Origin of the sequence: Paraburkholderia fungorum, assembly GCF_902833645.1 — a bacterium.
GTDB lineage: Bacteria > Pseudomonadota > Gammaproteobacteria > Burkholderiales > Burkholderiaceae > Paraburkholderia > Paraburkholderia fungorum.
Window position 1 is genome coordinate 430982 of the sequence record NZ_CADFGE010000002.1, and the last position, 26515, is coordinate 457496.

The 26515-nt window shown below is 61.7% G+C and carries 25 protein-coding genes; 5 read left to right on the plus strand and 20 right to left on the minus strand.

Annotation, left to right across the window (positions count from 1 at the left end; translation table 11 throughout):
- The 5 genes from HWX91_RS08625 to HWX91_RS08645 all read right to left on the minus strand — a co-directional run bounded on the left by HWX91_RS08625 (window position 1) and on the right by HWX91_RS08645 (window position 6849).
- A complete protein-coding gene (locus HWX91_RS08625; protein WP_028194727.1) occupies window positions 1–2283 on the minus strand; it encodes an FdhF/YdeP family oxidoreductase in 2283 nt (760 codons plus the stop codon).
- Between the two features lie 245 nt (window positions 2284–2528).
- Window positions 2529–5336: an ATP-dependent Clp protease ATP-binding subunit gene (locus tag HWX91_RS08630; RefSeq protein WP_028194728.1), complete on the minus strand. Its 2808-nt coding sequence runs from the start codon at window positions 5334–5336 to the stop codon at window positions 2529–2531.
- 481 nt (window positions 5337–5817) lie between these two features.
- On the minus strand, window positions 5818–6198 hold the full coding sequence (locus HWX91_RS08635; RefSeq protein ID WP_028194729.1) for a TraR/DksA family transcriptional regulator: 381 nt from the start codon (window positions 6196–6198) through the stop codon (window positions 5818–5820).
- 172 nt (window positions 6199–6370) lie between these two features.
- Window positions 6371–6568: a hypothetical protein gene (locus HWX91_RS08640; protein ID WP_028194730.1), complete on the minus strand. Its 198-nt coding sequence runs from the start codon at window positions 6566–6568 to the stop codon at window positions 6371–6373.
- Between the two features lie 29 nt (window positions 6569–6597).
- Entirely contained in the window at window positions 6598–6849 is a 252-nt protein-coding gene (locus HWX91_RS08645; protein WP_028194731.1) for a hypothetical protein, read from the minus strand.
- Window positions 6850–7111: 262 nt separating this feature from the next.
- On the opposite strand from HWX91_RS08645, the gene HWX91_RS08650 reads away from it, so the two are divergent.
- Window positions 7112–7435, plus strand: a complete 324-nt coding sequence (locus tag HWX91_RS08650; protein ID WP_028194732.1) for a DUF6566 family protein — start codon at window positions 7112–7114, stop codon at window positions 7433–7435.
- A gap of 77 nt (window positions 7436–7512) precedes the next feature.
- Here HWX91_RS08650 and HWX91_RS08655 read toward each other — a convergent pair whose 3' ends face one another.
- The 7 genes from HWX91_RS08655 to rhaM all read right to left on the minus strand — a co-directional run bounded on the left by HWX91_RS08655 (window position 7513) and on the right by rhaM (window position 14113).
- Window positions 7513–7875 (minus strand): host attachment protein, encoded by a 363-nt coding sequence (locus HWX91_RS08655; protein WP_235430056.1) that lies wholly within the window; start codon window positions 7873–7875, stop codon window positions 7513–7515.
- A gap of 240 nt (window positions 7876–8115) precedes the next feature.
- Entirely contained in the window at window positions 8116–9123 is a 1008-nt protein-coding gene (gene rhaS, locus HWX91_RS08660) for a rhamnose ABC transporter substrate-binding protein (RefSeq protein WP_028194734.1), read from the minus strand.
- A gap of 93 nt (window positions 9124–9216) precedes the next feature.
- Window positions 9217–10233: an ABC transporter permease gene (locus tag HWX91_RS08665; RefSeq protein ID WP_028194735.1), complete on the minus strand. Its 1017-nt coding sequence runs from the start codon at window positions 10231–10233 to the stop codon at window positions 9217–9219.
- Window positions 10226–11281 (minus strand): ABC transporter permease, encoded by a 1056-nt coding sequence (locus tag HWX91_RS08670; protein WP_081832941.1) that lies wholly within the window; start codon window positions 11279–11281, stop codon window positions 10226–10228. The genes HWX91_RS08665 and HWX91_RS08670 overlap by 8 nt, the downstream gene beginning before the upstream one ends.
- The gene (locus HWX91_RS08675) at window positions 11281–12810 is read right to left on the minus strand and encodes a sugar ABC transporter ATP-binding protein (protein WP_028194737.1); all 1530 of its coding nucleotides are present in this window, start codon (window positions 12808–12810) and stop codon (window positions 11281–11283) included. The genes HWX91_RS08670 and HWX91_RS08675 overlap by 1 nt, the downstream gene beginning before the upstream one ends.
- Before the next feature lie 53 nt (window positions 12811–12863).
- Window positions 12864–13757: an amidohydrolase family protein gene (locus HWX91_RS08680; RefSeq protein WP_028194738.1), complete on the minus strand. Its 894-nt coding sequence runs from the start codon at window positions 13755–13757 to the stop codon at window positions 12864–12866.
- 32 nt (window positions 13758–13789) lie between these two features.
- Window positions 13790–14113 carry an L-rhamnose mutarotase gene (gene rhaM / locus HWX91_RS08685; RefSeq protein WP_028194739.1) on the minus strand — a complete coding sequence of 108 codons (324 nt, stop codon included), beginning with the start codon at window positions 14111–14113 and terminating at the stop codon, window positions 13790–13792.
- 138 nt (window positions 14114–14251) lie between these two features.
- Here rhaM and HWX91_RS08690 point away from each other — a divergent pair, with 138 nt between their 5' ends.
- Window positions 14252–15250, plus strand: a complete 999-nt coding sequence (locus HWX91_RS08690) for a LysR family transcriptional regulator (RefSeq protein WP_028194740.1) — start codon at window positions 14252–14254, stop codon at window positions 15248–15250.
- 29 nt (window positions 15251–15279) lie between these two features.
- Here the strand turns inward: HWX91_RS08690 and HWX91_RS08695 are convergent, their stop codons facing one another.
- From HWX91_RS08695 to HWX91_RS08710, 4 genes are all read right to left on the minus strand, one after another.
- The gene (locus HWX91_RS08695; RefSeq protein ID WP_028194741.1) at window positions 15280–16062 is read right to left on the minus strand and encodes an L-rhamnose 1-dehydrogenase Lra1; all 783 of its coding nucleotides are present in this window, start codon (window positions 16060–16062) and stop codon (window positions 15280–15282) included.
- An 84-nt stretch (window positions 16063–16146) separates the two neighbouring features.
- Window positions 16147–17325: an L-rhamnonate dehydratase gene (gene rhmD, locus HWX91_RS08700; RefSeq protein WP_028194742.1), complete on the minus strand. Its 1179-nt coding sequence runs from the start codon at window positions 17323–17325 to the stop codon at window positions 16147–16149.
- 48 nt (window positions 17326–17373) lie between these two features.
- Window positions 17374–18702 (minus strand): MFS transporter, encoded by a 1329-nt coding sequence (locus HWX91_RS08705; protein WP_028194743.1) that lies wholly within the window; start codon window positions 18700–18702, stop codon window positions 17374–17376.
- 89 nt (window positions 18703–18791) lie between these two features.
- Window positions 18792–19544 (minus strand): SDR family NAD(P)-dependent oxidoreductase, encoded by a 753-nt coding sequence (locus HWX91_RS08710; RefSeq protein WP_028194744.1) that lies wholly within the window; start codon window positions 19542–19544, stop codon window positions 18792–18794.
- 249 nt (window positions 19545–19793) lie between these two features.
- On the opposite strand from HWX91_RS08710, the gene HWX91_RS08715 reads away from it, so the two are divergent.
- Window positions 19794–20522: a haloacid dehalogenase type II gene (locus HWX91_RS08715; RefSeq protein WP_028194745.1), complete on the plus strand. Its 729-nt coding sequence runs from the start codon at window positions 19794–19796 to the stop codon at window positions 20520–20522.
- Window positions 20523–20789: 267 nt separating this feature from the next.
- Here HWX91_RS08715 and HWX91_RS08720 read toward each other — a convergent pair whose 3' ends face one another.
- Both HWX91_RS08720 and HWX91_RS08725 read right to left on the minus strand, forming a co-directional pair.
- Window positions 20790–22037, minus strand: coding sequence for an MFS transporter (locus HWX91_RS08720; protein ID WP_028194746.1), 1248 nt, complete (start codon window positions 22035–22037; stop codon window positions 20790–20792).
- A gap of 332 nt (window positions 22038–22369) precedes the next feature.
- Window positions 22370–22669 (minus strand): hypothetical protein, encoded by a 300-nt coding sequence (locus HWX91_RS08725; RefSeq protein ID WP_028194747.1) that lies wholly within the window; start codon window positions 22667–22669, stop codon window positions 22370–22372.
- A gap of 780 nt (window positions 22670–23449) precedes the next feature.
- Between HWX91_RS08725 and HWX91_RS08730 the strand changes: the two genes are divergently transcribed.
- Complete coding sequence (locus tag HWX91_RS08730; protein WP_028194748.1) at window positions 23450–23776, plus strand: H-NS histone family protein; 327 nt, start codon at window positions 23450–23452, stop codon at window positions 23774–23776.
- 4 nt (window positions 23777–23780) lie between these two features.
- Here the strand turns inward: HWX91_RS08730 and HWX91_RS08735 are convergent, their stop codons facing one another.
- On the minus strand, window positions 23781–24281 hold the full coding sequence (locus tag HWX91_RS08735) for an arsenate reductase/protein-tyrosine-phosphatase family protein (protein WP_028194749.1): 501 nt from the start codon (window positions 24279–24281) through the stop codon (window positions 23781–23783).
- Between the two features lie 162 nt (window positions 24282–24443).
- Window positions 24444–25133 (minus strand): J domain-containing protein, encoded by a 690-nt coding sequence (locus HWX91_RS08740; RefSeq protein WP_028194750.1) that lies wholly within the window; start codon window positions 25131–25133, stop codon window positions 24444–24446.
- Window positions 25134–25640: 507 nt separating this feature from the next.
- Here HWX91_RS08740 and HWX91_RS08745 point away from each other — a divergent pair.
- On the plus strand, window positions 25641–26300 hold the full coding sequence (locus HWX91_RS08745) for an NADPH-dependent FMN reductase (protein ID WP_028194751.1): 660 nt from the start codon (window positions 25641–25643) through the stop codon (window positions 26298–26300).
- Window positions 26301–26515: the final 215 nt, after the last annotated feature.

Sequence of the window (26515 nt, forward strand, 5' to 3'; positions counted from 1 at the left end):
TCAGGCTTCTGCCGAACGCACAACATGAACGGGAACCGACTTGTATGAAGGCGTGCCGCTCTCCTTGTCGATAAAGTCGAGCGGCACCAGCACGTTCGCCTCCGGATAATAGGCCGCCACCGAACCCGGCGCGATGTTGTACGCGATCGCCGTGATCCCGTTCAGGCGGAGCTGTCTGTTTGCCGAAACGGTTTCGATGTCGACCAGATCGCCGTGTTCAATTCCGCGCGCCGCCATATCGTCCTCGTTCATGAACAGCACGTCACGCCGGCCGAATACGCCCCGGTAACGATCGTCGAGCGCGTAGATGGTGGTGTTGTACTGGTCGTGGCTGCGGATCGTGATGAGGCGCAGCACATTTTCAGCGCCGAGAACGTCGGCATCTTCTTTCACGCCGCCATACACCGAGAACATCGCCTTGCCGGATGGCGTGGGCCACACGCGTTCGGTTGGAGGAAGCGGCATGCGGAATCCTCCCGGCACTCTGATCCGCGCATTGAATGCCTCGAACCCCGGCACGGTTCGCTCGATCAGGTCCCGGATCCGGTCGTAGTCCGCCACCAGGTTCGACCACGCCACCTTGCTGTCCGGTAAGGTGGCGCTGGCGATCCCGGCGATGATCGCCGGCTCGGAGAGCAGATGTTCGGACGCGGGCTTCAGCTTCCCAGACGAAGCGTGAACCATCGACATGGAATCCTCGACCGTAATGGACTGCCGGCCGGTCGCCTGGATATCGAGCTCCGTACGGCCCACCACCGGCAGCACATACGTCTCCTTCGCCACCAGCAGGTGCGAACGGTTGAGCTTGGTGCCGAGGTGAACGCTCAGATCGAGTTTGCCCATGGCCGGAAAGGACTGCCCGGAGTCGGGTAGCGCCACCGCGAAGTTTCCGCCCAGGCAAATCAGCGCCTTGGCCGTGCCGTCGATCATCGCCTGCATCGCCTGGACCGCATCGTGACCGTGCGCGGCGGGCGGCGTGAAACCGAATACGTCTTCGATCTGTTTGAGAAAGCTCGCGGACGGCTTTTCCGTGATACCTACCGTGCGGTTTCCCTGCACGTTCGAGTGTCCGCGCAAAGGACAGATACCGGCGCCGGGTTTGCCGATGTTGCCGCGCAACAGCAACAGGTCGGCGATCAGACGGACATTGGCGGTTCCCTTGTTATGCTGGGTAATCCCCATTCCATACGTGACAATCGTCGCGTTGGATTTTGCATAGGCGAGCGCCACTTCGTCGAGATCTTCACGGGTGAGTCCGCTCGCCTTCTCGATATCGTCCCATGACGTCGCTTCCAGATCGGCGGCAAACGCTTCGAAGCCCTGAGTATGCGTCGCGATGAATTCATGGTCGAGGACCGTCTTGCCCTGCTCCGCGTCCATCTGCAACAACGCCTTCATGATGCCCTTGAGGGCGGCCGCGTCGCCGCCCGCGTCGAGCTGGAAATAGGTCGAGGCGATTCGGGTCGAGCCGAAAGTCGCCATCTCGACCACGCTCTGCGGATCGGCGAAACGCTCCAGCGCGCGTTCGCGCAGCGGATTGAACACGATGATCGGCACATTACGCCGCGAGCATTCGTGGAGCGTGCCCATCATGCGGGGGTGATTCGTTCCGGGATTGTGGCCAATCGAGAGAATGAGCTCGGTCGTGTCGAAATCGTCCAGCGACACCGTGCCCTTGCCGATCCCGATCGACTGGGGCAAGCCGACGCTGGTCGGCTCGTGGCACATGTTCGAGCAGTCGGGAAAATTGTTGGTGCCGTACTCCCGGGCGAACAATTGAAAAAGGTACGCGGCCTCGTTCGATGCCCTGCCCGATGTATAGAACTCGGCCTCATTGGGCGAAGACAAGCCTCGCAGAACCTCGCCGATGCGGGCAAATGCGTCCTCCCATTCGACTGGCCGGAATTTGTCCATGGCGCGGTCGTAGACGAGCGGATGGGTCAGACGGCCGAGATCCTCCAGTTCGAAGTCCGTTCGTTGCAGCAGCGACGACACCGTGTTGTCGGCGAAAAACTCCGGCGTCACCCGCTTCGTGGTCGCTTCCCACGTCACCGCTTTGGCGCCGTTTTCGCAAAACTGGAAGGTGGACTTGTGCTCCTTGTCGGGCCACGCGCAACCCGGACAATCGAAGCCGTCAGGCTGATTGGTCCGCATCAACGTAATCGGCGCCTCGATGTTTTCCATTTGTGTGCGGACAGCCTGGGCAGTAGCTCGCAGCGCCCCCCAACCTCCAGCGGGCCCGTCGTACGGCCGGATTCCCGGAACTTCGCGTCGCGTGGTCATATGAGACTCCATGAGCCGCCGCAGGAAATCTGCGGGCAGCTTTACTTGGGGTTACGCCGCGTCACGGCGTAAGGCTTGAATGGAATTCAGTCTAGTTGCGTTGAGGCGCCGCGAAAGATACAGATCGAGCCGCAGCGGGCGTGCACAGTTCACGCACATGAACACCGCCCCCGCCTTCGATCAGGCCGGCAACCCGGCACACCGCCGACAATAACGCGGCGGTGCCTCCCTGCCGGATATGCACCTCACTCCTTCGATTCGGCGCTCGCAGTGGGTTCCGTGCTGCTGGCCTCTTTCGACGTCTTTTTCTTCGCACGTCCGTTGGCCGCCTTGCCGGCCGCCGTCTTCGATTCAGCAGGAGCAGCAGGTGCCTCGCTCTTGTTGAACTTCACTTCGTCGCTGTCCTTGTCGTAACTGACGTCGACGGTGTCGCCGGACTTCAGGGCGCCGCCGAGAATCTGCTTGGCGAGCCGCGTTTCCAGTTCCTGGCGAATCTGACGCTTCAACTCCCGCGCGCCGAACTCCGGCCGATAGCCGGCATCGGCGAGGTGATCGACAACCGAGTCGTCTATCTTGAGGGTAATGTCCTGCGCGGCCGCGGTGCGCACCACGCGTTCGAGCTGGATCTGCACGATCGAACGGATGTTGTCGCGCGAGAGCCCGTGGAACACGATGATCTCGTCGATCCGGTTCAGGAACTCGGGGCGGAAATGACCTTTGAGTACGTCCATCAATTCCTCGCGAATCGCTTTCTCGGTCTGACGATCCGCTTCGGGTTTCTCGAGGTTGCCCATGATGATCGACGCGCCGAGATTGCTGGTCGCAATGATGATCGTGTTGCTGAAGTCCACCACGCGACCCTTGCCGTCGGTCAGCCGCCCGTCGTCGAATACCTGTAGCAGCACGTTGTTCACGTCCGGGTGGGCCTTCTCGATCTCGTCGAGCAAAATCACGCTATACGGGCGCCGCCGCACGCGCTCGGTCAGTTGCCCGCCCTCGTCGTAACCCACATAGCCCGGAGGCGCGCCGATCAGCCGCGCAACCGCGTGACGCTCCATGTATTCGGACATGTCGATACGAATCACCGCCTGCTCGTCGCCGAATACCGTTTCCGCCAGCGCCTTCGCCAGTTCGGTCTTGCCGACACCGGTGGGTCCGAGGAACAGGAAGGTCGCAATGGGCCGGTTCTGCTGGCCGAGTCCCGCACGCGAAAGGCGCACCGCGTCGCTCACGGCAAGCACCGCGTCCTCCTGGCCGACCACGCGCTCGCGCAGCTTCTTCTCCATGTCCAGCAGCTTCTGGCGCTCTTCCTGCGTGAGCTCCGTGACCGGAATGCCGGTGAGACGCGACACCACTTCAGCAATCGAGGCAACTGTCACTTCGAGTGTTTCCGAGCCGGTCTTGCGCTGCCACGCCTCCATTTGCTCGTCGAGCTTCGTCTGCTTCTCGCCGATTCGTGCCTCGAAATCTTTCGCTTCATCGAAGCGCTTGCGGGAGGACGCATAGTCCTGCTCACGCTTCAGTTGGGAAATCTCGGCTTCGAGTTCCTGAATCGCCGCCGGCCGCGAGGTCGCGCCGATGCGCACACGTGCCGCCGCCTGGTCAATCAGGTCGATGGCCTTGTCCGGCAAAAAACGCGACGTAATATAGCGATCGGAAAGTTCGGCTGCGGCAACGAACGCATCGTCAGCAAAGGTTACCTGGTGATGCGCTTCAAGCTTGTCGCGAAGGCCGCGCAAGATGACGATGGTTTGCTCCACCGTCGGTTCCGGCACCAGCACCGGCTGAAAGCGCCGTTCGAGCGCGGCATCCTTTTCGATGTACTTCTGATACTCATTGAGTGTCGTGGCGCCGATCAGACTCAGCTCGCCACGCGCCAGCGCGGGCTTGAGCACATTCGCGATGTCGAGGCCGCCCTCTCCACCGCCTTGCCCGGCACCCACGATCGTGTGCAGTTCGTCGATGAACAGAATCAGTTCGTCCTGCTTCGCCGTGACTTCGTCGATCAACTGCTTCGCGCGTTCCTCGAACTCGCCACGGTATTTCGCGCCCGCCACCATGGAGTTGATGTTGACCTCGACGAGACGTTTGCCGCGCAGGACTTCAGGCACGTCGCCGTTGACGATGCGCTGCGCCAGCCCTTCGACGATAGCCGTCTTGCCGACGCCCGGCTCGCCGATCAGCACGGGATTGTTCTTCTTGCGCCGTGCCAGCACTTCGATCGTGCTTTCGATTTCCTGCGCACGGCCAAGAACCGGGTCCAGCTTACCCTGACGCGCCATGGCTGTGAGGTCGCGCCCAAACTTGTCGAGCGTGGGTGTGCCGGTGGGCGTATCGACGCGGCCGTCCTCCGCGCCCTTACCCACGACCTTCACGACCTTCTGCCGCAAGGCCTCCGGCGTCACGCCGTATTTCTTCAGCAGCGTGCCCGCAATACTATCGGGCACGGCCGCCAGACCGATAAGCAGATGCTCCGGGCCGACATACGAGTGCCCCAGATCGCGCGATGCCTGGAACGCATACTGGAAGGCCTTTTTCAAACGCGGCGACACGGTCATCTTGTCGACCGGTGCGTCGGGGTCCGCCGTTCCCGTTTGCGCGTGCTGATCGATATAGCCCTTGATGTCTTGCGGCGAGAGCTTGAGCTCCTTCAGAAGCGCGGTGCCCACGTCGGTATCCGCCAGCACGTACAGCAGGTGCTCGGTATCGAGTTCGTTGCGACGAAGCTCGTGCGCTTTCTCGGCGGCGCCTTGCAATAATTCGAGCGTTTGCTCACTGAAAGCATCGGTGGCATCGACTGATTCGCGCGGCACCTCGGCGGCGAATCCGGCATCTTCGTCGTCGTGTTCGGCGCCACTGCCCAGGCCGCCGAAGAAGCGCGACAGGCCGCCGCCCCCGAGCAACGAGTCGAACGGGTTGAGCATGCTTTGGTGCCGCATCAATTGACGGTAATCGTAGTCGCAAATCGACATGGTCTTCCGTTCGCCGTTTTGCACAACGGTCACTCGGGCAACAGCGGGACGGGCGTTACAGATTTCGCAGAGGGCTGGCATCGTAGACTCACCTTTTCGGTTAAAACATCCGGCTATGTCAAAGGTTATAGAACGCGTCGATGTGAATTGCGAACACGCCGGAGCCGCCGTCCACGGTCCGTTTGTTTTGTTCAATAAGCGAGGAACCGTGATAGCGATGGCCCATCGGACACCGCATGTCCTGAGATTCTTTATCCCGTCCGTTTTCGACGAGCACTGTCTGAAAAGTACGGATCGGTCATGCCACATTCATAAGCATGATTAGCATGACGAAACTCGGAATCCGTATCTGGATTCTATGAGCGGCTCATGCAGAAGGGAATATTGGCTTTTCCGATGATAGGCATTGGGTGGCATCCGCCCCGACGCGTTTCACCCGGATGGTCCGATTCACGGACGTGCAGCGGCGCTGCAGCGGCATGGCGCGCTGCGCGCCGGGTTTTACTGAACTTTATGAATCGCTATTGAGCGTGGAGCCGGTACTACCGCGCGCCGGCGGAAGTCATTGCCGTGCCTCGCGGCGGCCTTGCTCTTCAACGGTCAGGATCGCTTCCGGGGCGACTTCGAGACGGGCTTTCGGTATCGGCTCACCACTTTCATCGGAGAGACCATAGGTACCCTCGTCGATCTTCTGCAGCGCGCGTTCAATATCGCCAATGCGCTGGTCGTTCACGTCGTGCAGCGCCTGGTTGACTTCGTTCTGCGCCATGCCTTGGGCTACGTCCTCCGACTCTTCGGCCTCGTCGCCATGCTGCTCCTGAGCGGTGCGTTCGTCAGCGGTCGTCTTCTCCTCTCCGCCCAACAATTCGCGGCGCATTGCCTCGAGACGTTGACGCTGCTGCGCAATGAACTCGTCACTCAAATTGACCTGCTGCTGCGGCATGGTTTTCTCCCTGACCCCATGCGGCTTCGCACAAGACCGGTCGTTGCCTGCATCCACCGAAAGACTGTCATGCGACAGCGCGCTTTCATCCAGCCTAAGGCTAGGATAGTACTAATTTGCAAGGATCGAATTGCTATCTCGACGCTGGCATGGGGTCGCGCGTCGGACGAACTCACCCACCCAGTTCCTGAAACGCGTGCCCATTGGCCTCCAGCCCCTTCAGGATGTCCGGCGCGAGCTCGCTCTCCCACACATGGCCGTCGAATTGCCATTGGCTCGTGTCAACCAGGTCGGGCAGTCCCGCGCCCTTGCGCACATAGAGCCCGAGTGTCGGCTTCTTCAGGTTGAGGTAGAAATCGAATTCCTGCATTGCAACACCTCATGCGAGAGTCGGCGGACTCAACTATCGTCGACGTTGTCCGCGTAATGGTCGATAACGACTTTGCACTCGTCCACCACGACCTGAAGGAACGCAGGATCATTTCTCTCGACCCAGCGCTCCACATGAATAAAACGTTCTGTTCCCAGATCGGCAATGCGTTCCGGGTCGGCGGTCGTGACATCGACCGTGACGACGCCCCGGTTGGCTTGCAGTGGTGCGATCGTTGCGGAAATGAGAAACCGCCGATATGAGAATTCATTTTGCGCCATACAACCTCCTGCTACTGGATGATATGAGGGCCTGCCATTCTTTCGTACCGGAAGTCTATGAACAACTCATGACCCTGTGAACATGGCTTTTTCCGATGCCAGCTATTGGTCGACGCGGTCTGCCGGTCTGTCGCTGAGTTGCGATATCTGCGTGTTACAAGCCTGGAATTGCGGCATGATGACGCCACGGCGTCCGTAAGAAGAAGCATGCATGCCGGATTGCTGACAGCTAACGATCATGAACACGGCAAAGGAGAAAACGATGCCAACAGGCTCTGTTTCGTACGGCGAGTTTGAGATTACCGTGCACCCTGAGCGTAACAAGCTCGGCGCGTGGATCGCAAGTGTCAGTGTGAGCCGGGGCGGTCAGACTGTCATCGACGTTGTGCCCATGACCGTTCAGCCCGAATGGCTAACCGAGGAGGAGGCCGTGAGAGACGGGGTTGAATGGGGACGCCGGTATATCGATCGCGAATTCAACACGCCGCAGTCTCGCTCCTGGGTCGCCGAGCGTTCGCATGCGGAAAACTGGTTCCGTAATACCGAGGAATCCGATGGCTCGGAAACACGCGTGAGTGACACGTAGAGCCCACGGGGCAGGCTCCAGGGCAATCCTGGCCGCGCCGTGTGAATGCCCTGGCTTGGCGCGCCACGGCTCGCCGGTCAGTGCTTTCGCCCGAGATGTGCTTCGATTTGCCTGGCATTGAGCGTCGACAGGTCCTCGCTAACCTGCTCGAATATCAGCCGGCGTGTGTCCTCGCTGAGATTCGCCTTGACCATGCCGAGGAATTTGGGCTCGATGGCAAGCCTCAGCCGATTGTAAAGCTGGTGAAGCCGACCGGCTTCCAGATAATCGGAAACGCGCTTTGCGAATTTCTCACGGTCTTTTTCCGTGAGCATCGTGCCGGTGTATGCGGTGTTGATGAGATCTTCTTTCTCCTGCAGAGCGAGCGTCAATCCTGGCGTCTGGAAAACCCGCGCGCGACCGCCGTCAGCCACCACAAGCCAGGTCATATCGCTCATCATGCACCTCCAGGCAGGGATTTGTTCGCAAGTACGATAGCAGTTCGAGCGCACGACGCCCACGCCCGGATCACCGATTCATAGTATAGGTCTCAAAGTTCACGCTGAAGCCGCTTGTACAGCTTCAAAGCGGCTTTCGGTTTCGATCGATCGGCCGGCCTGCATATCCCGTACCAAACGGAGCGCGCGCTGTCTGACGAACCGGGCGCCAATGCGCGGCATGGTGGCGCCCCGGCTCGCTAATCAGAAATTGAAGTTATCGATATTGCTCGCATCGAACGTGGTCGGCGGTCCGAGAATGATTTCGCCCTGCGGTCCAATTGTGCGCTTGCCGAGCTTGCCGGCATCGAACGATTCGCCTTCCTTGCCGGTGATCGTTCCCGAGCACAGCGCGGCCGCCGCATAGGCCGCCAGATAACCCAATTGATTCGGGTCCCACAACTGGAACGCCTTGACCGTTCCGTTCTTCACGAACGCCCGCATCTGGTTCGGCGTGCCCAGCCCGGTCACCTGCACCTTGCCTTTGCTCGACGACGACGAGATATAACGCGCCGCCGCCGCAATGCCCACCGTAGTCGGCGCGACGATCGCCTTCAGATTCGGATACGCCTGCAGCAAGCCCTGCGTTTCGACGAACGACTTCTGGTCGTCGTCGTTGCCGTATGCGATCTTCACGAGCTTGATCTTCGAATATTCGGGCTTCTTCAACTCCTCCTGCATCCACTTGATCCACGTGTTCTGATTGGTCGCGTTCGGCGTGGCCGACAGCACGGCGAATTCGCCCTCGCCGCCCATCAGCTTCGCGACCAACTGGATCTGGCCTCGACCGATGCCCTCCGCGTTCGCCTGATTGACGAATAGCTGACGGCCCTCAGGCGCCGTATCGGAGTCGAAGGTCACGACCTTGATGCCTTGCGACATCGCTTTCTTCAGATAGGGCACGACCGCATTCGCGTCGTTGGCCGCGATCACGATCGCGTCCTGCCGCTGCGTAATCAACGTGTTGATGTATTGCACCTGCGACGATGCGCCCGCATCCGACGGCCCCACTACCTTGCCCACGCCGCCGAATTCCTTGATCGCGGCCATGCCGCCGTCGTCGGCAATCACTTCATACGGGTTGTTGATCTGCTTCGGCACGAAGGCAATCTTCAGGCCGCTTTTCAGACCGGCAGCGGATGCCGCGCAACTGATCGCGACGAGAGCGACGCAGAGCGCGGCCTTGCCGGTGTGACGTAGAGGATTGAACATGAGGCGTCTCCTGCTTTGTTGTTGGACGAATGGCTGTCCGGGTTGTCGGTATTTGGTATTCGGTATTTCTTCTGGAGCCGGTTCAGGAAAACGTTATGAGGATGCAGCGGACTTCGCGATAAAACGCCGGTCACGCGCCGCCCGCCAGCGGGCAACCAGGTTGGGAATCAGCACGGAGGCCAGCAACAGCACGCCGGTCACGATCGTCAGCGTTTCGCTCGACACGTCGTCGAGCGTCAGCGCGTTTTTCAGCACGCCGATAATCAGCAGCGACAACAGCACGCCGAACATCGAGCCGCGTCCACCGAAAATACTCACGCCGCCGAACAGCACCGCCGCGATCACCGACAATTCGAAACCTTCGCCGTTATCGCCGCGTGCGCTGGTGAAGCGCAGCGTGTAGACCACGCCAGCCAGCGCACTCATCGCGCCGGACAGCACGAATAGACGCAGCCTGATCTTCGCGACTTCGATACCGGAGAAAGCCGCGGCGGTCGAATTCGCGCCGATTGCGTAGAGGCTGCGGCCGAACGCGGTGGACTGCAGCAGCACGGTAAACAGCACCGCGCCGACAATCACGATCGCAAAGGGCAACGGAATGAAGGTCGGGCCGACCGTATTCATGCCGAACGCCGTATAGGCCGGCGGAAAATCCGCCACGGCCTGATCGCCGAGCAACACGTAGGCAAGGCCACGGAACAGCGCCAGCGTGCCGATCGTGACCGCGAGCGAGGGCAGATTGAGCCTGACGATCACCAGACCGTTCAGTAGACCCGCCAGCGCGCCGGCGATCAGAACGAGCACGATCACCACCGGCATCGGCAGGCCCATGTGCCACAGCACCCCCATCAGCGCACTGGAGGCGCCTAGCACCGATGCCACTGACAGATCGATTTCAGCAGCCACGATAATCAGCGTCATGGGCAGCGCCATCAATGCGATCTCGGTCAGATCGGCGAGAATATTGCTGACATTCGCACCAGTGAGAAACACCGGCGACAACCATCGCCCGAGCGCAAGCGACAAAGCCAGCACGACAACCAGCAGCACTTCCCATTGCAACGGCGTTTCGCGTTTGCGCGTGAGCAGCGCGGAATCGGGTTTAGCCATGATCGCGTTTCCTCATCATGCGTTTGGCGACGGAACGGGCCAGCAAGGTATCGGCGGTAATCGCGGCGACGATCAGCGCGCCCTGAATGGCCTGCTCCCAGAATGGCGAGACGTGCAGCACGACCAGCGCGATACTGATCACACCCAGCACGAGCGCGCCGAGCGTGGCGCCGAGAATAGTGCCCACACCGCCGGTGATCGCGACGCTGCCCACCACGGCGGCGGCAACCACCTGCAATTCGATGCCCTTCGCAGTGCTTGCGTCGACGGTGCCGAAGCGCGCGAGCCATAACGCGCCCGCAAAACCCGCAATTGCGCCCGACAGCAGAAAACCCGCCATTACGCGACGCTCGACGTTCACGCCGGCAAGCCGCGCCGCCTCCGGGTTCGAGCCGATCGCGTAATGCTCCCGTCCGCCGCGAAACTGTTTCAGGTAAACAGCCAGACCGGCAAGCACGACGAGCGCGATCAGCGCGAGCGTCGGTATGCCGAAGAAGGTGCCGGTAGCGAGACGGGAAAACCCATCGGGCAAACTGGTCGCGTTGATCTGGCCGCCGTGTACCCATGCATAGTCCGCGCCGCGAAAAATGTAGAGCGTGGAGAGCGTCGCCACCAGCGAGGGCACCCGCCCCACCGCAACGAGCAACGCATTGATACTGCCCGCCACCAGACCGATCGCGAGTCCGGCCAGCAACGCAACGATCACCGGCATCTGCGGAAAGGCAACGTACAGACTGCCGACCGCATAGGCGCTGATGCCGACCGTCGAGCCGACCGACAGATCGATATGCCGCATCAGGATCACCACCGTCATGCCGGCTGTGAGCAAGCTGATAATCGACACATTCAGCAGCACGTCACGCAGATTCTGCAGGTTCAGAAACTGCGGCTTCGCGAGCCCGGTCCCGACAATCAGCAGGATCAGCACGACAAACAGCGTGGTCTCGCGGCTCTTCGCGAGGCCCGCGATAAAACCGCCGGGCGCGCTGCCGCTGCGCCTCGGAGCCGGCGCCTGAACGGGTGCGGGATGGGTGGAAGAGTGGCACATTATGCCGCGTGCCCCAACGGAGGAAGCGGCTGACCGAGCGCGGCGCCCATGATGCGCTCTTCGTCGGCTTCGGCCCGCGCGATATCGGCGCTGATACGGCCCTCGTGCATGACCAGTACGCGATCGGCCATGCCGAGCACTTCCGGCAACTCGCTCGAAATCATCAGCACCGCCATGCCGTCGCGCACCAGTTCGGCCAGCGCGCTGTACACCTCGGCTTTGGCGCCGACGTCGATGCCGCGCGTGGGTTCGTCGATGATAAGCACCTTGGGATGAGTGGCCAGCCACTTGCCGAGCACGACCTTCTGCTGGTTGCCGCCGGAAAGCGTGCCGACCGGCGCATTGGGGTCGCCCGCCTTGAGACGCAAGCGCGTGCCCCACTTATCGGCCAACTGTGTTTCGCTGCGGGTGGAAATCAGGCCATGTTTGACGAGACGTCCGAGCACCGTCATCGAGGCATTGCGTGCGATGCTCAGTTCCAGCGCCAGCCCTTGCTGGCGACGGTCCTCCGGCACGAGCGCAAGACCCGCGCGTACTGCCGCCGCCGGACTGCCCGCGGCGAGCCGCTGCCCGCCGATCGAGATCTCGCCCGAGTCGAGCGGATCGATGCCGAAGATCGCGCGCGCCACCTCGCTGCGGCCCGCGCCAACGAGCCCTGCCAGCGCGACGATCTCGCCGGCGCGGACCTCGAAGGAAATGTCCTTGAACACGCCCACGCGCGTGAGTCCACGCACGGACAGGCGCACTTCGCCCGGCGGGCGCTCGGCCTTCGGATAGAACGTTTCCAGATCGCGGCCCACCATCTTCGCGACAATGGCTTCGGTGGTGAGATCGGCGGTCAGGCCGTCGAACACCTTCGCGCCGTCACGCATGATCGTGACCCGTTGCGTCAGCGTGAACACTTCGTCCAAGCGGTGTGTGATGAATAGAATCGCGACATCGCGTTCGCGCAGCTTGCGCACGATGGCAAAGAGCCGCTCCACTTCAGGCAGCGACAAGGCGGCGGTCGGTTCGTCCATGATCAGCACGTTCGCGTTCAACGACAACGCCTTCGCGATCTCGATCACCTGCTGATCGGCAATCGACAGGCCACGCACCAGTTGATCCGCCCGCAGATCGACCCCGAGCGAGGCCAGCAAGCCGTCCACTTCGCGCCGCATGGCGTCGTACCGAATGCGGCCGATCCGGTCGACCGGCTGCCGTCCCATGAAGATGTTCTCCGCAATCGACAGATCGAAGAACAGCGTCGGCTCCTGATAGATCACCGCCAGACCCGCATCGCGTGCTTCGGCAGGCGTCGCGAAGCGGCGCGCCACGCCGTCGACGCGCAACTCGCCGGTATCCGGCTGATGCACGCCCGCCAGAATCTTCACGAGCGTCGATTTGCCCGCGCCGTTTTCGCCGAGCAATGCATGCACTTCACCCGGCCACAGTGCGAGGTCGCCGTCGGATAACGCGCGGACCCGGCCGAACGATTTGCTCGCGTGCCGTAGTTCGAGCCTGGGCACAGCGGATGGGGATGGCTGCACTACGTGTCTCCTTCTTTTTTGCTTGCGGGAATGCGTCGGACGCGCCCGGTACGTCAAATACGATAGATACGCTCCGCGTTGCGGTAAAACAGTGCTGCTTTTTCAGCATCGCTCGCACCGTCGACGATCGACGCATACGCGTGCCACAAATCCTGGTAAGAGCCGAACAACCGGTCGACCGGGAAATTCGACGCGAACATGGCGCGCTCGACACCGAACGTATCGATCGTTTCGAGCACATACGGCCGCAAACTCTCAACCGTCCACTGATGATCGAACATGGCAAGCCCGCTGATCTTCACCGCGACATTCCTGCACCCGGCGAGCAAGCGCATGCCGTCGCGCCACGCGCGATAACCGGCGACACTGCTGCGATCCACGAACATGCCCGCATGGTTGACGATAAAAGCCGTATCGGCATGGGTGCGTGCCAGCTCCGCCGCCGCTTCCATCTGCGACGGATACAGTTGCAGATCGAACGACAGGTCGTAGCGGCGCAGCAACGCAAAATGTTCACGCCACTGCGGCTCGCGCATGAAATGACGTCCCACGTAATCGAACAGCTTGTTCTCGTGCACGTTCAGGATCTGCCTGATGCCACGCGTATTGCCGAACGACGCATGCGCCTCGAGTCGTTCCGCTGCATTCGCCGCGGACAGATCCACTGCGGCGACAATCGCATTCGGCATGCCACGCGAGCCCGGACGCTCCGCAATGGCTTGCAGCCAGCGGGTTTCCTCGACGGGATCGGCGGGGTCGTGATTCGCTTCCACGTGCACCAGTTTCAACACCTCGATATCGCCCGCCTCGCCAAGCAGATCGTCGAGCAGATAGTCGTGCTTCAGCGCGCGCGCGTCTCCCACGAACGACACGCCCGGGTTTTCCAGCCACGGATAACGATGCGTCTTCAGGTCCCACAAATGGATATGCGAATCGACAACCTGCATGCAACATCCTCCACGCCAGGGTCCAGGCAAAATCAGCTAAGTGAACTCAAATGAAAGACCGGTTCGAGCGGTTGCTGAAGCGGCGTATGGTCGGAGGCCGTGTGCATGATGTCGGCCATGTAATCCCACCATTTGCGCATCACGTCGAGTTGCGGCAGCGCATTCATCGTGTGATTCGTGGTGCGCGTCAGAACAGCGAATAGGTGGTTCGATTCGGCGTCGAAGAAAATCCGATAGTCGTGCACGCCGGCGTTGTGCAATGCATCAACCAGTTCAGGCCAGATCTGCGCATGACGTCGCTCGTATTCTTCCCGCATGCCGGGGTTGAGCACCATCCGGAAAGCGATTGTTTCCATTGCGGCCTGTCTCCCGTCGTATCCGGCGCTTTCCCTGAGGAGCGTGGAAGCGTCTGATACGACTATAATTCCTGCGTCGATAGCATCTCAATCCGTTGTTGGGATTGGGCGATCCACAAACCGAATCGCACCGGAACCATGAGCCAACACTCAGCTGCCATCGCACTCGTCAATCGGCTCAAGTTCAAGCACCTCGCGCTGCTCGTCGCGCTCGACGACGCGCGCAATCTCCATCAGGCCGCCGAGGCGATCAACGTCGCGCAACCCAGCGCGAGCCGCATGCTCGGCGACATCGAGGAAGCGTTTGGCTTCCTGCTGTTCGAACGCAACGCACGCGGCATGACGCCCACGCCGCTCGGTGTCGTCACGCTGGCCTACGCGCGCCGGGCACTCGCCGAGCTGACCCGGTTTGCCGAAGACCTCGACGTCAAACGGCGCGGCGGACATGGGCAGTTGACCGTCGGCGCCATCATGGGCGCCGCGCCCGACCTGCTGGCCATGGCGGTCGCCGCGCTGAAAACCGAAAGCCCCTTGCTGAACGTGCGCATTCTGGGCGAAACCAGCGACCAGGTCGTGCAATTGCTGCATCGCCGCGAAGTCGACCTGGCGCTCGGGCGCCTGACCAGTCCACTGCAGCACAACGACTTCAGTTTCGAGCCGCTCGCCCGCGAGACCTTGCTGCTGGTGGTCCGTTCGGTGCATCCGCTGGCGCAGCGCTCGCGCATTAGCTTGCGGGAGCTGATCGACTGGCCGTGGGTCGCGCAACCGGTCACCAGTCCGGCACGCGTGCTGTTCGAAGAGGAACTCGCACGCGCCGGCCTTGCGACGCCGGTCAATCTGACCGAGTGCGCGTCGATTTTCGCCACGCTGCAATTGCTCGAAAACTACGACGCCGTGGCCATGCTGCCCGAGTCGGTCGTGCGCGATCATGTGCGCGGCAAGCTGCTGGTCGCGCTGCCCCTTGAAATCGGCAAGAGCCTCGCGGGGTTCGGCATTCTCACGCGCAAGGAGGAAGCCCTCGCCGATCCGGCACTGCGCTTTATCGAACTGCTGCGTGGCTTCTCGCGCAAGCTGAAACGCGACGATTCCAGCACTGCGATCACCGAACCTGGGACCGCATCCGCGCCGGTTAGCTGAAGTCGGCATCGTCGCGTCGCTGTCGCGCTTCACTGCAAGTTGACGAACAGTCCGCCGTCCACCAGCAGCGCGGCGCCTGTGACGTAGCGCGCGCGGTCGGAGGCGAGAAATACCACGCAATCGGCGACATCCTCGGGACGGCCCAGGCGGCCCAGCGGAATGCGCTTCTCGAAGTAGGCTTTTTTCGCTTCGTCGGCGAGATCCTCCGCGTTCAGATCGGTTGCGATCGTGCCCGGCATGACCGAGTTGCAGCGAATGCCGTACGGCCCCAACGCTACCGCGCAGGACTGCATCAGCGAATGCACGCCCGCTTTGGTCGGCGTGTAATGCGTTTGCATGCCGCCGCCCACCAGGGCGCTGATCGAACTGGTCGAGACGATCGCGCCGCCCGTGCCCTGCGTTTTCATCTGCTGCGCGGCGGCCTGCGTGACGTAGAACGCTCCGTTCAGATTGACGGCCACCGTCGACTCCAGAATGTCGGGCGGTATGTCGAGAAAGGCATGGAATGGGCAGATGCCGGCATTGCTCGCGAGCACGTCGACCCGGCCAAACGCTTCGACCGTTCGGCGCACGAGTTCCTGACCGGTTTCGCGCGCGGCGACATTGCCTTCGACCGCGATCACGCGCCGTCCCAGTGCTTCGATTTCACCGATCACTTCCGCGACGGCCGAGCGGCGTCCGTACGATGCGTCGTTATCGCCCCAGTAGTTGATCGCCACATCCGCGCCTTCGGCGGCGCATGCAACCGCTATCGCGCGGCCAATGCCCCGCGAACCGCCGGTGACGATCACGACCTTGTCCTTGAGCAACACGTTCCTCTCCTGTTGGCTGAATCAGTACGATGTCGTGCAGATCGAAATCGAGGCGGCATCGCCTTTCTCGCGCATCCAACGCGTTCAGCGTGGATAGGGCCGCACCAGCGCGCATTCCGGATTGAGCCGCACGCCGAAACCCGGCGTGTCCGGCACTTTCATTCGCCCATTCACCGGCACCGGTTCATCGAGCAGCAGCGGCGTAAACATCGGCACCACTTCATCCGCTTTCGGCGCCATCATCAGAAACTCGGCGAACGGCGAGTTGTGCCGCGTCACGACGAAGTGATAGCTATAGACCGACGAACCATGCGGCACCACCATCACATTGTGGGCATCGGCAAGCGCGGAAATCTTGATGAGTTCGGTGATGCCACCGCACCAGCCCACGTCCGGCTGGATCAGATCGCAGCACTGCATTTCCAGCAGCATGCGAAAGCCCCAACGCGTCGCTTCATGCTCGCCGGTCGACACCATCATGCCGCGCGGCACGTTGCGGCGCAGTTCGGCGTAACCCCAGTAGTCGTCCGGCGGCAGGCACTCCTCGATCCATTTCAGACCGTACTCATGCGCCGTCTGCGCGAGGCGCGTTGCATACGGGACGTCGAGACTCATCCAGCAGTCGTACATCAGCCAGAAGTCGTCGCCAACCCGGCTACGCATCTCGGCGAGTTTCTCCAGATTCTTTCGGAGACCCTCCTCGCCTTCCGCGGGACCATGCTGCAACGGCAATTTCCCGCCGATGAAACCCATCTCCTTCGCGAGATCGGGACGCGCGCCGGTGGCGTAAAACACGAGTTCGTCACGCACGGGGCCGCCCAATAGCTGGTACACCGGCTCCTTGCGGACCTTCGCGAGCAGATCCCACAACGCGAGATCGACACCCGAAATCGTATTCAGCACCACGCCTTTGCGGCCGTAGTACAGCGTTGAGAAATACATCTGATCCCACATTTTCTCGATGTCGGTAACAAGCTGGCCTTCAAGAAAACGTGCGAGATGTTTTTCGACGATGAAGGCGCCGATCTCACCGCCCGTTGTGACCGCGAAACCGACCGTGCCGTCGCTCGCTTCGATCTCGACGACCAGCGTGCCGAGCACATTGATACCGAACGACTGGCGGCTCTGACGATACTCGGGGTAACGCGCCATCGGTGTGGCAATGTGATCGTCGATCCAGTGTCCGTCGGGTTGATCGTGATAATCCGCGCCGCCGCCGCGGACGATGAAGGCACGCACGTGCCGGATAGTAGGCATGGCCATGAAGAGGGCTCCGTTGTTGGTGCGTCTGACGCGCAGCCGAAAATGCGCCTAGCGGGCGCGGTGCAGCAAGTGCTGGAACGACCCGGATGAATGAACGCCGTCACGTCGCAATAGCGTGCCGATCATGAGCGCCGCGAGCAGGCTCGACACGCCCAATACGATCAGCCCGGCCGAGGTTGAGGAAAAGGTCCGTTCCGCGGCGGTGCGCAGGCTGGGCGCAATGAATCCGCCAAGGCCGCCGAGCGAATTGATTAGCGCGATGCCACCCGCCGCCGCGGCGCCCGTCAGGTAGCGCGTCGGGAAGGTCCAGAACAGCGGTTGCGCCGCGATAAAGCCGCTGGCCGCGAAGCACAGCGCGATCAGGCCGACCAACGGGCTATGCGCGAGTCCCGAAGCACCGATGCCGAGGCCCGCGAGTACCAGCAGCGCGACCGCCCAGCGCCGGTGCCCGCCGGTACGGTCGGCACGACGCGGCACGTACCACGTCACGGCCAATGCACACAGCCACGGCAACGCGGCAACGAGGCCCACGCGCAAGCCGACCGTGGTACCGAGCAAAGCGGCCACCTGTTGCGGCAAATAGAAGATCACCCCGTAGACGCTCATCTGGATCAGCAGATAGATCGCCGAGAGCAGCAACACCCGGCGATCCAGCAGCGCGGCGAGAATATGATGCGGCCCATGCGCGGATGCGGCGCGCGCATCGTCGTCGAGCGCGGCGCGCAAGGTGCTGCGCTCTTGCGCGTCGAGCCAACCCGCATCTTCGGGGCGATTGTCGAGATACCAGAACGCCCATACGCCGACCATGGAAGCCAATGCCCCCTCGATCAGAAACAGCCACTGCCAGCCGGCCAGACCCAGCATGCCATGCAGGTCGAGCAATGAGCCCGACAACGGACTGCCGAAGATAAACGCCAGCGGCGCGCCGAAATAAAACACGCCGACCGCTCGCGCACGCGCCGTTTGCGGAAACCAGTGTGTCAGGTAATAGATCACGCCGGGGAAGAAGCCTGCTTCGGCGACACCCAGCAGGAAACGCAGCGAGTAGAAAGCAGTCGGCGTATGCGCGAGACACATGGCCGCCGAGACAAGCCCCCAGGTCACCATGATCCGGCACATCCAGGCGCGCGCGCCGACCCGGTGCAGCAGAAGATTGCTCGGTACTTCGAACAGGGCATAGCCCACGAAGAACACGCCCGCGCCGAACGCAAAAGCCGCATTGGACAAACCCGTATCATGCTGCAACGCCTTCTGCGCGAAGCCGATATTGGCGCGATCGAGAAACGCCAGCACATACATCAGCAACAGAAACGGCAACAGCCGGCGCATTACCTTGCTGTTGATCGCCTCCAGCGAAGCGGGCGAATGCGGATTCATGTCGTCTCCTTCGCAGAGCATGCGGGTCGCGCTCTGCGTTTTTTACTCTTGCACTACCACGGCCGCCGCTCAGGTCACCCGGCGATAGCTCAGTAAGTGGCGCGGCCGCCGGACAGATCGAATACCGAACCGGTGCTGAACGCGCAGTCCTCGGAGGAGAGCCAGAGAATCAGCGACGCCGCTTCTTCCGGCAACAGAAACCGGTTCATTGGAATCTTCGAGAGCATGTAGTCGATATGCTGTTGCGACATCGAATCGAAGATCTCTGTTTTGGCCGCGGCCGGCGTGACCGCATTGACGAGGATGTTCTTCGTCGCCAGTTCTTTGCCGAGCGATTTGGTCAAACCGATGAGTCCGGCTTTGGACGCGCTGTAGTGCGAGGCGTTCGGGTTGCCCTCTTTACCGGCCACCGAGGCGATATTGACGATCCGCCCGTAGCCTTGCTTGAGCATCTGCGGCACGACCGCGCGGCAGGTGAGATACGGGCCGATCAGATTCACGTCGATCACGCGGCGCCAGACCTCGGGGTCCAACTCCCACGTCGTGCCGTTGCCGCCGGTGATGCCGGCGCAGTTGATCAGCACGTCGATCGCACCATGCGCCGCGAGTGTTTGCGCCACTGCCTGAGCGACCGATGCCTCCTGGGTGAGTTCGACCGTGACGGCCGTTACCTTGCCCAGTTCGCTGAGTTCCTGCTGACTGCGCGCGAGCCGCTCGGCGTCGATGTCCCACAAGGCGACCGATGCACCCGACTTCAGCGCTCGTTGAGCCACCGCGTAGCCAATGCCGCGCGCGCCGCCGGTAATGACGACAACACGCCCCTCCAGATCGATTCGGTTCATTGCTGTGCTCCTGCGGCATGCCTGCGAGGCTTGCCTTTCAGTTGTTGTATTTCTGCTGTTCGTGCTGCGTTTGCTTTCGTTCAGTCAATATACGAGCGGTGCGATACGCCAACAATCCGTGTATTGAAGGAGGTGATAACAAAAGCGAATCGGAGAGTGGGCGTCTTCATGTTTGGCGTCGGTTCGTAGGCGTCATCCCAGCCTCCGGTTAGACTTGCTTTCAGCCCAACTTGCGACGAGGTTTGCGACGTGACCGACAGCTCAGAAATCAAAGCGCTTCTGTTTGATGTATTCGGAACAGTCGTCGACTGGCGCAGCGGGGTCGCGCGCGACCTGCGCCCTTTCCTCGGGCGGCACGCAGCACACATTGACGCGTATGAGTTCGCGGATGCATGGCGGCGTCAGTATGTGCCCGCAATGGGCGAGATACGCAGTGGCCGCCGGCCGTTTGTCCGGCTCGACGTACTGCACCGGGAAAACCTGCTCAAGGTGTTAGCCGACTACGGCATCGACGTCGGTTCGATTCCCGCGGATGAACTCGACGCCCTGAACCACAGTTGGCACCGCCTCGACCCGTGGCCCGATTCCGTCGAGGGTCTCTTGCGGCTCAAGCGTCGCTTCATGATCGCGCCGCTTTCGAACGGCAATATCAGGCTCATACTCGACATGGCAAAACGCGCCGCACTCCCTTGGGACGCGATTCTCGGAGCGGAAGTCGTTCGCGCGTACAAGCCTTCGCCGCAGGTCTACCTTGAAACAGCCGAGATCCTTGGCCTCGAGCCTTCGGAGGTATGCATGGTCGCCGCTCACAATGGCGATCTGGCAGCGGCACGCCAATGCGGCCTCAAAACGGCGTTTGTCTTGCGGCCGACCGAGCATGGTCCCGCGCAAAAGAGCGACCTGCATGCCGAGCAGGCCTGGGACTTCATCGCGACGGATTTGAACGACCTGGCTACGCAAATCGGTTGCCCAACTTGAGGATTCGGACCTGCAAACAGTTGCTTATTTGCAGCCACGCCGGATCGAGCCCATGCAAGGCCTTTAATCGCACGCGCGCCGATCAGATGCGCTCTTCAGACGCCACGCACGAGGACGATCACGCGTCGCCCTGCCCGTCTTTTCCAATCACTACGCTTGTGTTTCGCTCGATTCGTACATGGCGTTGCGGATGATCCTTCAGATACTGCGCGCCGGGCGACGCGGAAGCGGTCATCACGGGAGCGATCCGGGTTCGACGGGCGTTCACTAATCCGTGCACGCCGGACACGCGATCGCTTTCGCCGCGGCCGGCTGTTCGCTCCGCCCAAAACTCACCAGCGCGGCGAGCCCCAGTAGCGCCAGCGTGCTGCCGAACAGAAAGTCGGCGGAGATGCCGACGTGGTCGACCACGACGCCGCCAATCAGCGATCCCAGCGCAATGGCAACCTGAATGATGCTGACAAACAGCGCCGAGCCCGCTTCCGGCGAGTCCGGCGTGGCGCGTTGAATCCAGATGCTGAAGCACAGCGGCAGCGCCCCGAACGAAACACCCCACGCGAGAACGAGCGCGGCGACCCCCGGCTGCGATTGCTGCAGGAGCGGCATTGCCAGCAGCGCGAACATGAGCAGGGACACCATCGCGCCAACCGATAGTTTCAGGTTGCGCGTCACCGTCGACGAAACGGCGAAGTTCGAGAAGAAGCCGATAATGCCGAAGCCGAGCAGCAGCCACGTGATCGTCGACATCGTAAAACTTGCATTGCGCAGCAGGAACGGCGTGATGTACGTGTACGAGGAAAAGTGCGCGCCGAACACGAGCCCCACCATCAGCATGCTTCTACGGGGATGCGGCCGGCGCAATAGCGCCACCAGATCGTGCAGTCGCAAGGCGGCATTCGACGGCAGGGACGGCACGAAGAAAAACTGGGCGACGAGCGCGACCGCGACCAGTCCGCCCGTCGCCATGAACGACGCGCGCCACGACGCGAAGCTGGCGATGAACGTGCCGAGCGGCACCCCGATCACCGTTGCGCAGGTCACGCCGGTGAGAATCGTCGCCATCGCTCTGGCCGAATCCTTCGGCCGAACAAGACGCGCCGACGCTGCCGTCGCCAAGGTCCAGAATCCGCCCAACGCGGCGCCGAGCAGCGCGCGTCCGACCAGCATGAATAGAAAGTCCGGCGCAAATGCGGAAATCAGATTCGACGCCAGCAGCAAGGCCGTGAGCAATAGAAATACCCGCCGGCGATCCATCCGTCCGGCCACCAGCATCAAACCGGGCGCGGAGATGGCAGCAATGACACCCGGCACCGTGACCATCAATCCGGCGGTGCCGGGCATCACGCCCAGATCCGCCGCGATGCGCGGCAGCAGCCCAACGGGTAAAAACTCCGTGGTCACGAAGGCAAAAGCACCGATTGCAACGGCCACGACAGCAAGCCAGGAGCGCAGGGACGACGACGCCCCATCGTCCGGCGAGGCCGTGCTCGCCGGCAGATTATCTTCCATCAACATAGTATTGTTTGCGGGTAACTAAACAACGGTGGGATTAGAGCAGTTGCACCGGACTAATCAATTCCCGAACGGCAAATCATGAATAAAAAGCAGGCGATATTGGCCTGCCGATGATTGCAATTGGAAAGACAGCGGGTGAAACCCTGAATAGCGCACACCTTAACATCGTATTAAATCGCTCGCTGACGACCCCGGAAAATTGCAGTCGGCCGTGTGGGTATTTCGATCGGAGCGAGGCAGCGCGAATCGGAAACAGAGGCGGTGTGCTGCTTCCCACCGCCTCCTGAACGGCCGTCGCGCTATCGGCGATTATCGGCCGACTACTGGCCCGACTACTGGCCGAAATAGACCCTGCATAGCGACCCGGACGAGCACGGCCGCCCCTGCCGGCCTCCCGCTTGAGCCGTGCCCGCGGCCACGCCGCCATAGGAGACGTTCTGCACCGGCTGGGCGGCCGGCAACGTGGTTTCACCGAACGACATGTCGGTGGTGTCTTGCACTGATTCGTTTGCGTTCTGCATCAACACCCGGTTCGGCGCGATTTCATCCTGCTGGCTGCCCGAGGCACCGGCCGTATTCGGTGCCAGAAAGAGAGCGGCGCTTGCCAATGCCATCAATAAACGTAGTTTCATGTCCAGACTCCTCGAATCCGGCGCAGCAACTGTCATCCCCTTCAAAAAGAATTGATCCGCGAAAAAACGTCCTATCGCCAGATCGACCTGACGGACGGGCGAATGCCTATGCGGGACTGCTGCGGCGAGTCACCGAACTAAACGAGTAAGTAATTGCCAAACCTGCGACGGGTCCGGGCGTGCCGGAGTGCGCCGGAGTACGCGAGCGGCACGTGTGGCTTGCCGGAATCGGTCGCCGCCAGGCTGGAAACGCAGATTGTGGTTCTGCAGTTCCGTTATAGGTCGGCCACTGCGGATTTCAAACCCGGCGCGGCGACCTGTTCGCACCCCGATCAACAACATGCGACAACAAAATCAATCGGGCTGGCGCGTGATTTACCCGAACAGTGCGTTATGATGATGGAATAACGCACAAATCAGCAGCCCACGCGAAACACCGGCGAAAGGCGGAGTGCGGGCGTGAGACAGGCGATTCGCAATCAATGTATCGTCATCACCGTTTTTTCCATCGCGGCCGCAAGGCTTACCCAGCCGTACCTGCCGCGCGGCGCAGCGCTTGAATATTGACTGATTGGCGCGGCCAGCCGTATAGGCGGGCTCGCTGGGCATAGGCAGTAACGCAATTTATGAGGCACCGTTTTTACGCTGCCAGCAGGATTTCCTTCGATCAATAACCTTACCGCGGGCGGACCCCATTTACATGGGCTCAATGCTGTCGCGGCTCCCCCTTGCAATCTGCAACTGACAGAACGCCACACGCTTTAGAAGGACGAATATCTTATGGACGAAAGGAAGAGAGATAGCATGATTGCGTATCTCCGCCATCGCATGGAAGAGTTTGGTATCAAACCAGAAGACCTCGCCGCCGTGCTGGCGGCCGAACCGAAGAGGCAAGCCGCCGCGCGTTACCGCAGCGCAACCGGAGATAGCTGGGATGGCCAGGGAGAAATGCCTCAATGGCTTAAACAGGCAATTAGCGCAGGTCAATCAATTGACCACTTCGAATTATCGGCCACGCCGGCACCTGCCCCGCAGCCGAGAAAACAGGTGGATTGGGTAAACGACCCGTTCGCCGGCAGCCCGCTTGCGCGCCAGACCAACCGCTAAGCCGTCAGATCGTACCGCTCACGCAAGCCGGCGCCTCCGTGTTCGCGGCAGTCTCCCGCGCCGCCGCGAACCGCGGCGACTCGATGAATGCGCTGACCTGCCGCACGATTTGCCAGAACACCTTTTCAAATACGCGGACCTGCTCCGGCTCAGACAAGCCGTTGGCAAGCGGATCGGCAAAGATCCAGCGACTCAACGAGGGCTCACCCGGAAAGAGCGGCGCATGGTGACCGGCGACGCATTCGTCCATGGCGATGACGATGTCCATTCGCGGCGCCCACTCGCCGGTGAACTCCAGCCAGCTTTTCGGGCTGAGCACGCCGAGGTCCGAAATTCCCGGCCGCAATTGCGCGATCGCAGTCGGGTGAACTCGCGCGGCCGGCTCTGGCCCCGCGCTGAATACGTCGAACCGGTGTCCCGCCAGTTCGCGCAGTAAAGCTTCGGCAATGATGCTGCGTGCTGAATTCTCTCGACAGAGAAACAGCACCTTGTATTTTCTGGTCACGCTCACCCCGTACCTGTGTTCTTTTTCTCTCTGTCGGATTCTGCCGCAGCAGTCTTGCGCGTTGGTGACACTTCCATGACTTGGTTTGTCGCACGGCAAGAATGCTTTCAGTATGCTGTCAACCGCGCGCCAATCCGGCGGCGCTCGCGATAACTGTTTTCTTCAGAACCGCAAGCCGTTCAGGAACTGGAACCAGAGTCCGCCCAGCACCCCGGCAGGGTGGGCGTCACCGGCGTTTTCTTCGCGCTTGCGGGACGTGCCGTGGTTGGCGGGGTCAGACGGCGTGCCTCGCCTGACGGCTGCATCATCCGTGGCTTGTGGCTGAGCCGTAGCTGCAACGTCGGGAGCCTCCGCTGCGTTTGCTGCTGCCTCGGCGGCAGCTTGCGCCCTCTGCGCCTCACGGCGCGACGCCTGCAAAGCCGACACGCTGTCGGCGATCTGCGCGGCACGCAACGCCTCGCATCGACGCCCCAGTAGCACACCGAACAGCACGTCGCGATTGTGGCCCTCGTCGGCGAAACGCATGGCAAGCGACACCATCTCGGCATAGGCCGCTTCGTCCGCGGCCCGCGCCGCCGTCTCGCGCTCGGCCTGCGCCTTCTGCTGGCGTGCGCGCTGCGCTTCCCAGCCGCGCATCTGCTCGGCATAGACCGTGTCATACACCTTGCGCTGCGCGGCGTCGGAGAGGATCGCGTACGCGTCCTTGATTTCCTGGAAGGTGGCGCGCGCAACTTCCTCGGCGCCGCTGTTGCGATCCGGATGCCATTTCATCGCGGCCTTGCGGTAGGCCTGTTTGATTTCTTCGCCGGTGGCGTGCATGGGCACACCGAGCATGTCATAGAGGGTTGCCATTGCTTGCTCGACCTCGCGGGGATTCGCTTCGCGGACCATCGTAGCATGCGAAAAACGGCTTTATCGTGAAGCAGCCGGCGCTTCTGTCACCGAACCTGCAGACAAAAAAAGGCCCCGCTACTGACGCAGCGAGGCCAAATCCCATGTCAAGGAGATGTCATGGAGGAGACGGCTCAATCATAGCCGTGCGTCATCGCACCCCCAAACAATGGTTCGCCATATGCTTATCCCGTGCGGCTTCAACTGCATTGCACAGGATGGCGCAGCGGGTTCCGAGCGGGTCCCTGAGCGGGTCCCTGAGCGGGTTCGAAGCCGCCTTCGAGGCCTTCGTCAAACAGGCCGCCGAGCCGCCAGTTACCCCGCCCGGTTATATCGTTAGAACAAAAAGTCGCTTCGCCCGGCTCGCCGCGCTCATTAAGATAACGCTTCAAAGTCCGGTTCGCCCCGGTTCGTCTGCGCGCAGCCCCGCGCCAGCGTCCCGTGAGCCGCTACCGAAGGAGTATTTCGTTGACCAGTTTCGATCATCAGCGCCGCCCACTTGTCATCGGCATCGGCGGCACGACACGCGCGGCGTCGTCGACCGAGCGCGCACTCGGCTTTGCGCTGCGTGGCGCACAAGCCGCGGGCGCGAATACCCGGCTGTTCGGCGGCACCTTCCTGCATAGCCTGCCCCACTACGCCCCGGAAAACCCCCAACGCACCGACGAACAGCTCGAACTGATCGAGGCCGTGCGCCATGCGGACGCGCTGATCATCGCGACGCCCGGCTATCACGGCGGCGTCTCGGGTCTCGTCAAGAACGCGCTGGACACGCTCGAGGAGCTGCGCGCCGACGAGCGGCCGTATCTGGATGGCCGCGCGGTCGGCTGTATCGTCACCGCGTATGGCTGGCAGGCCGCCGGCTCGGTGCTGACCTCGCTGCGCTCGATCGTCCACGCGTTGCGTGGCTGGCCCACGCCGTTCGGCGCGGGAATCAACACGCTCGAAACGCGTTTCGACACCGTCGACACCTGTTCGGACGCCAAGGTCGTCGATCAGCTCGCCACGGTCGGCCAGCAGGCCGCGCAATTCGCGCTGGCCTTCAACGCGCATCGCACGCCGACGGCCGCGCCGCTCGGCCAGGCCGCCAGGGAAGCACAACCCGCCCGTTTGCTGCACGCGGTTTAAGCGCACCTCGTGTGACCTCGTGGCCCGCGCCTCGCGGTCCACGAATTCTGCAAAAATCCTCCGAACTCCCGTCGGCGGCCGATTTTCTCGACCCGCCGCGCCCGCTCCGTTCCAAACCGTGCGCCACATAACAGACCATCCGCGAACAAGGCTGGATAGTGTCTTTACGCTTGGCGACTATGGACCGATCGAGCCTCCTGAAGACCGTTCCAGAA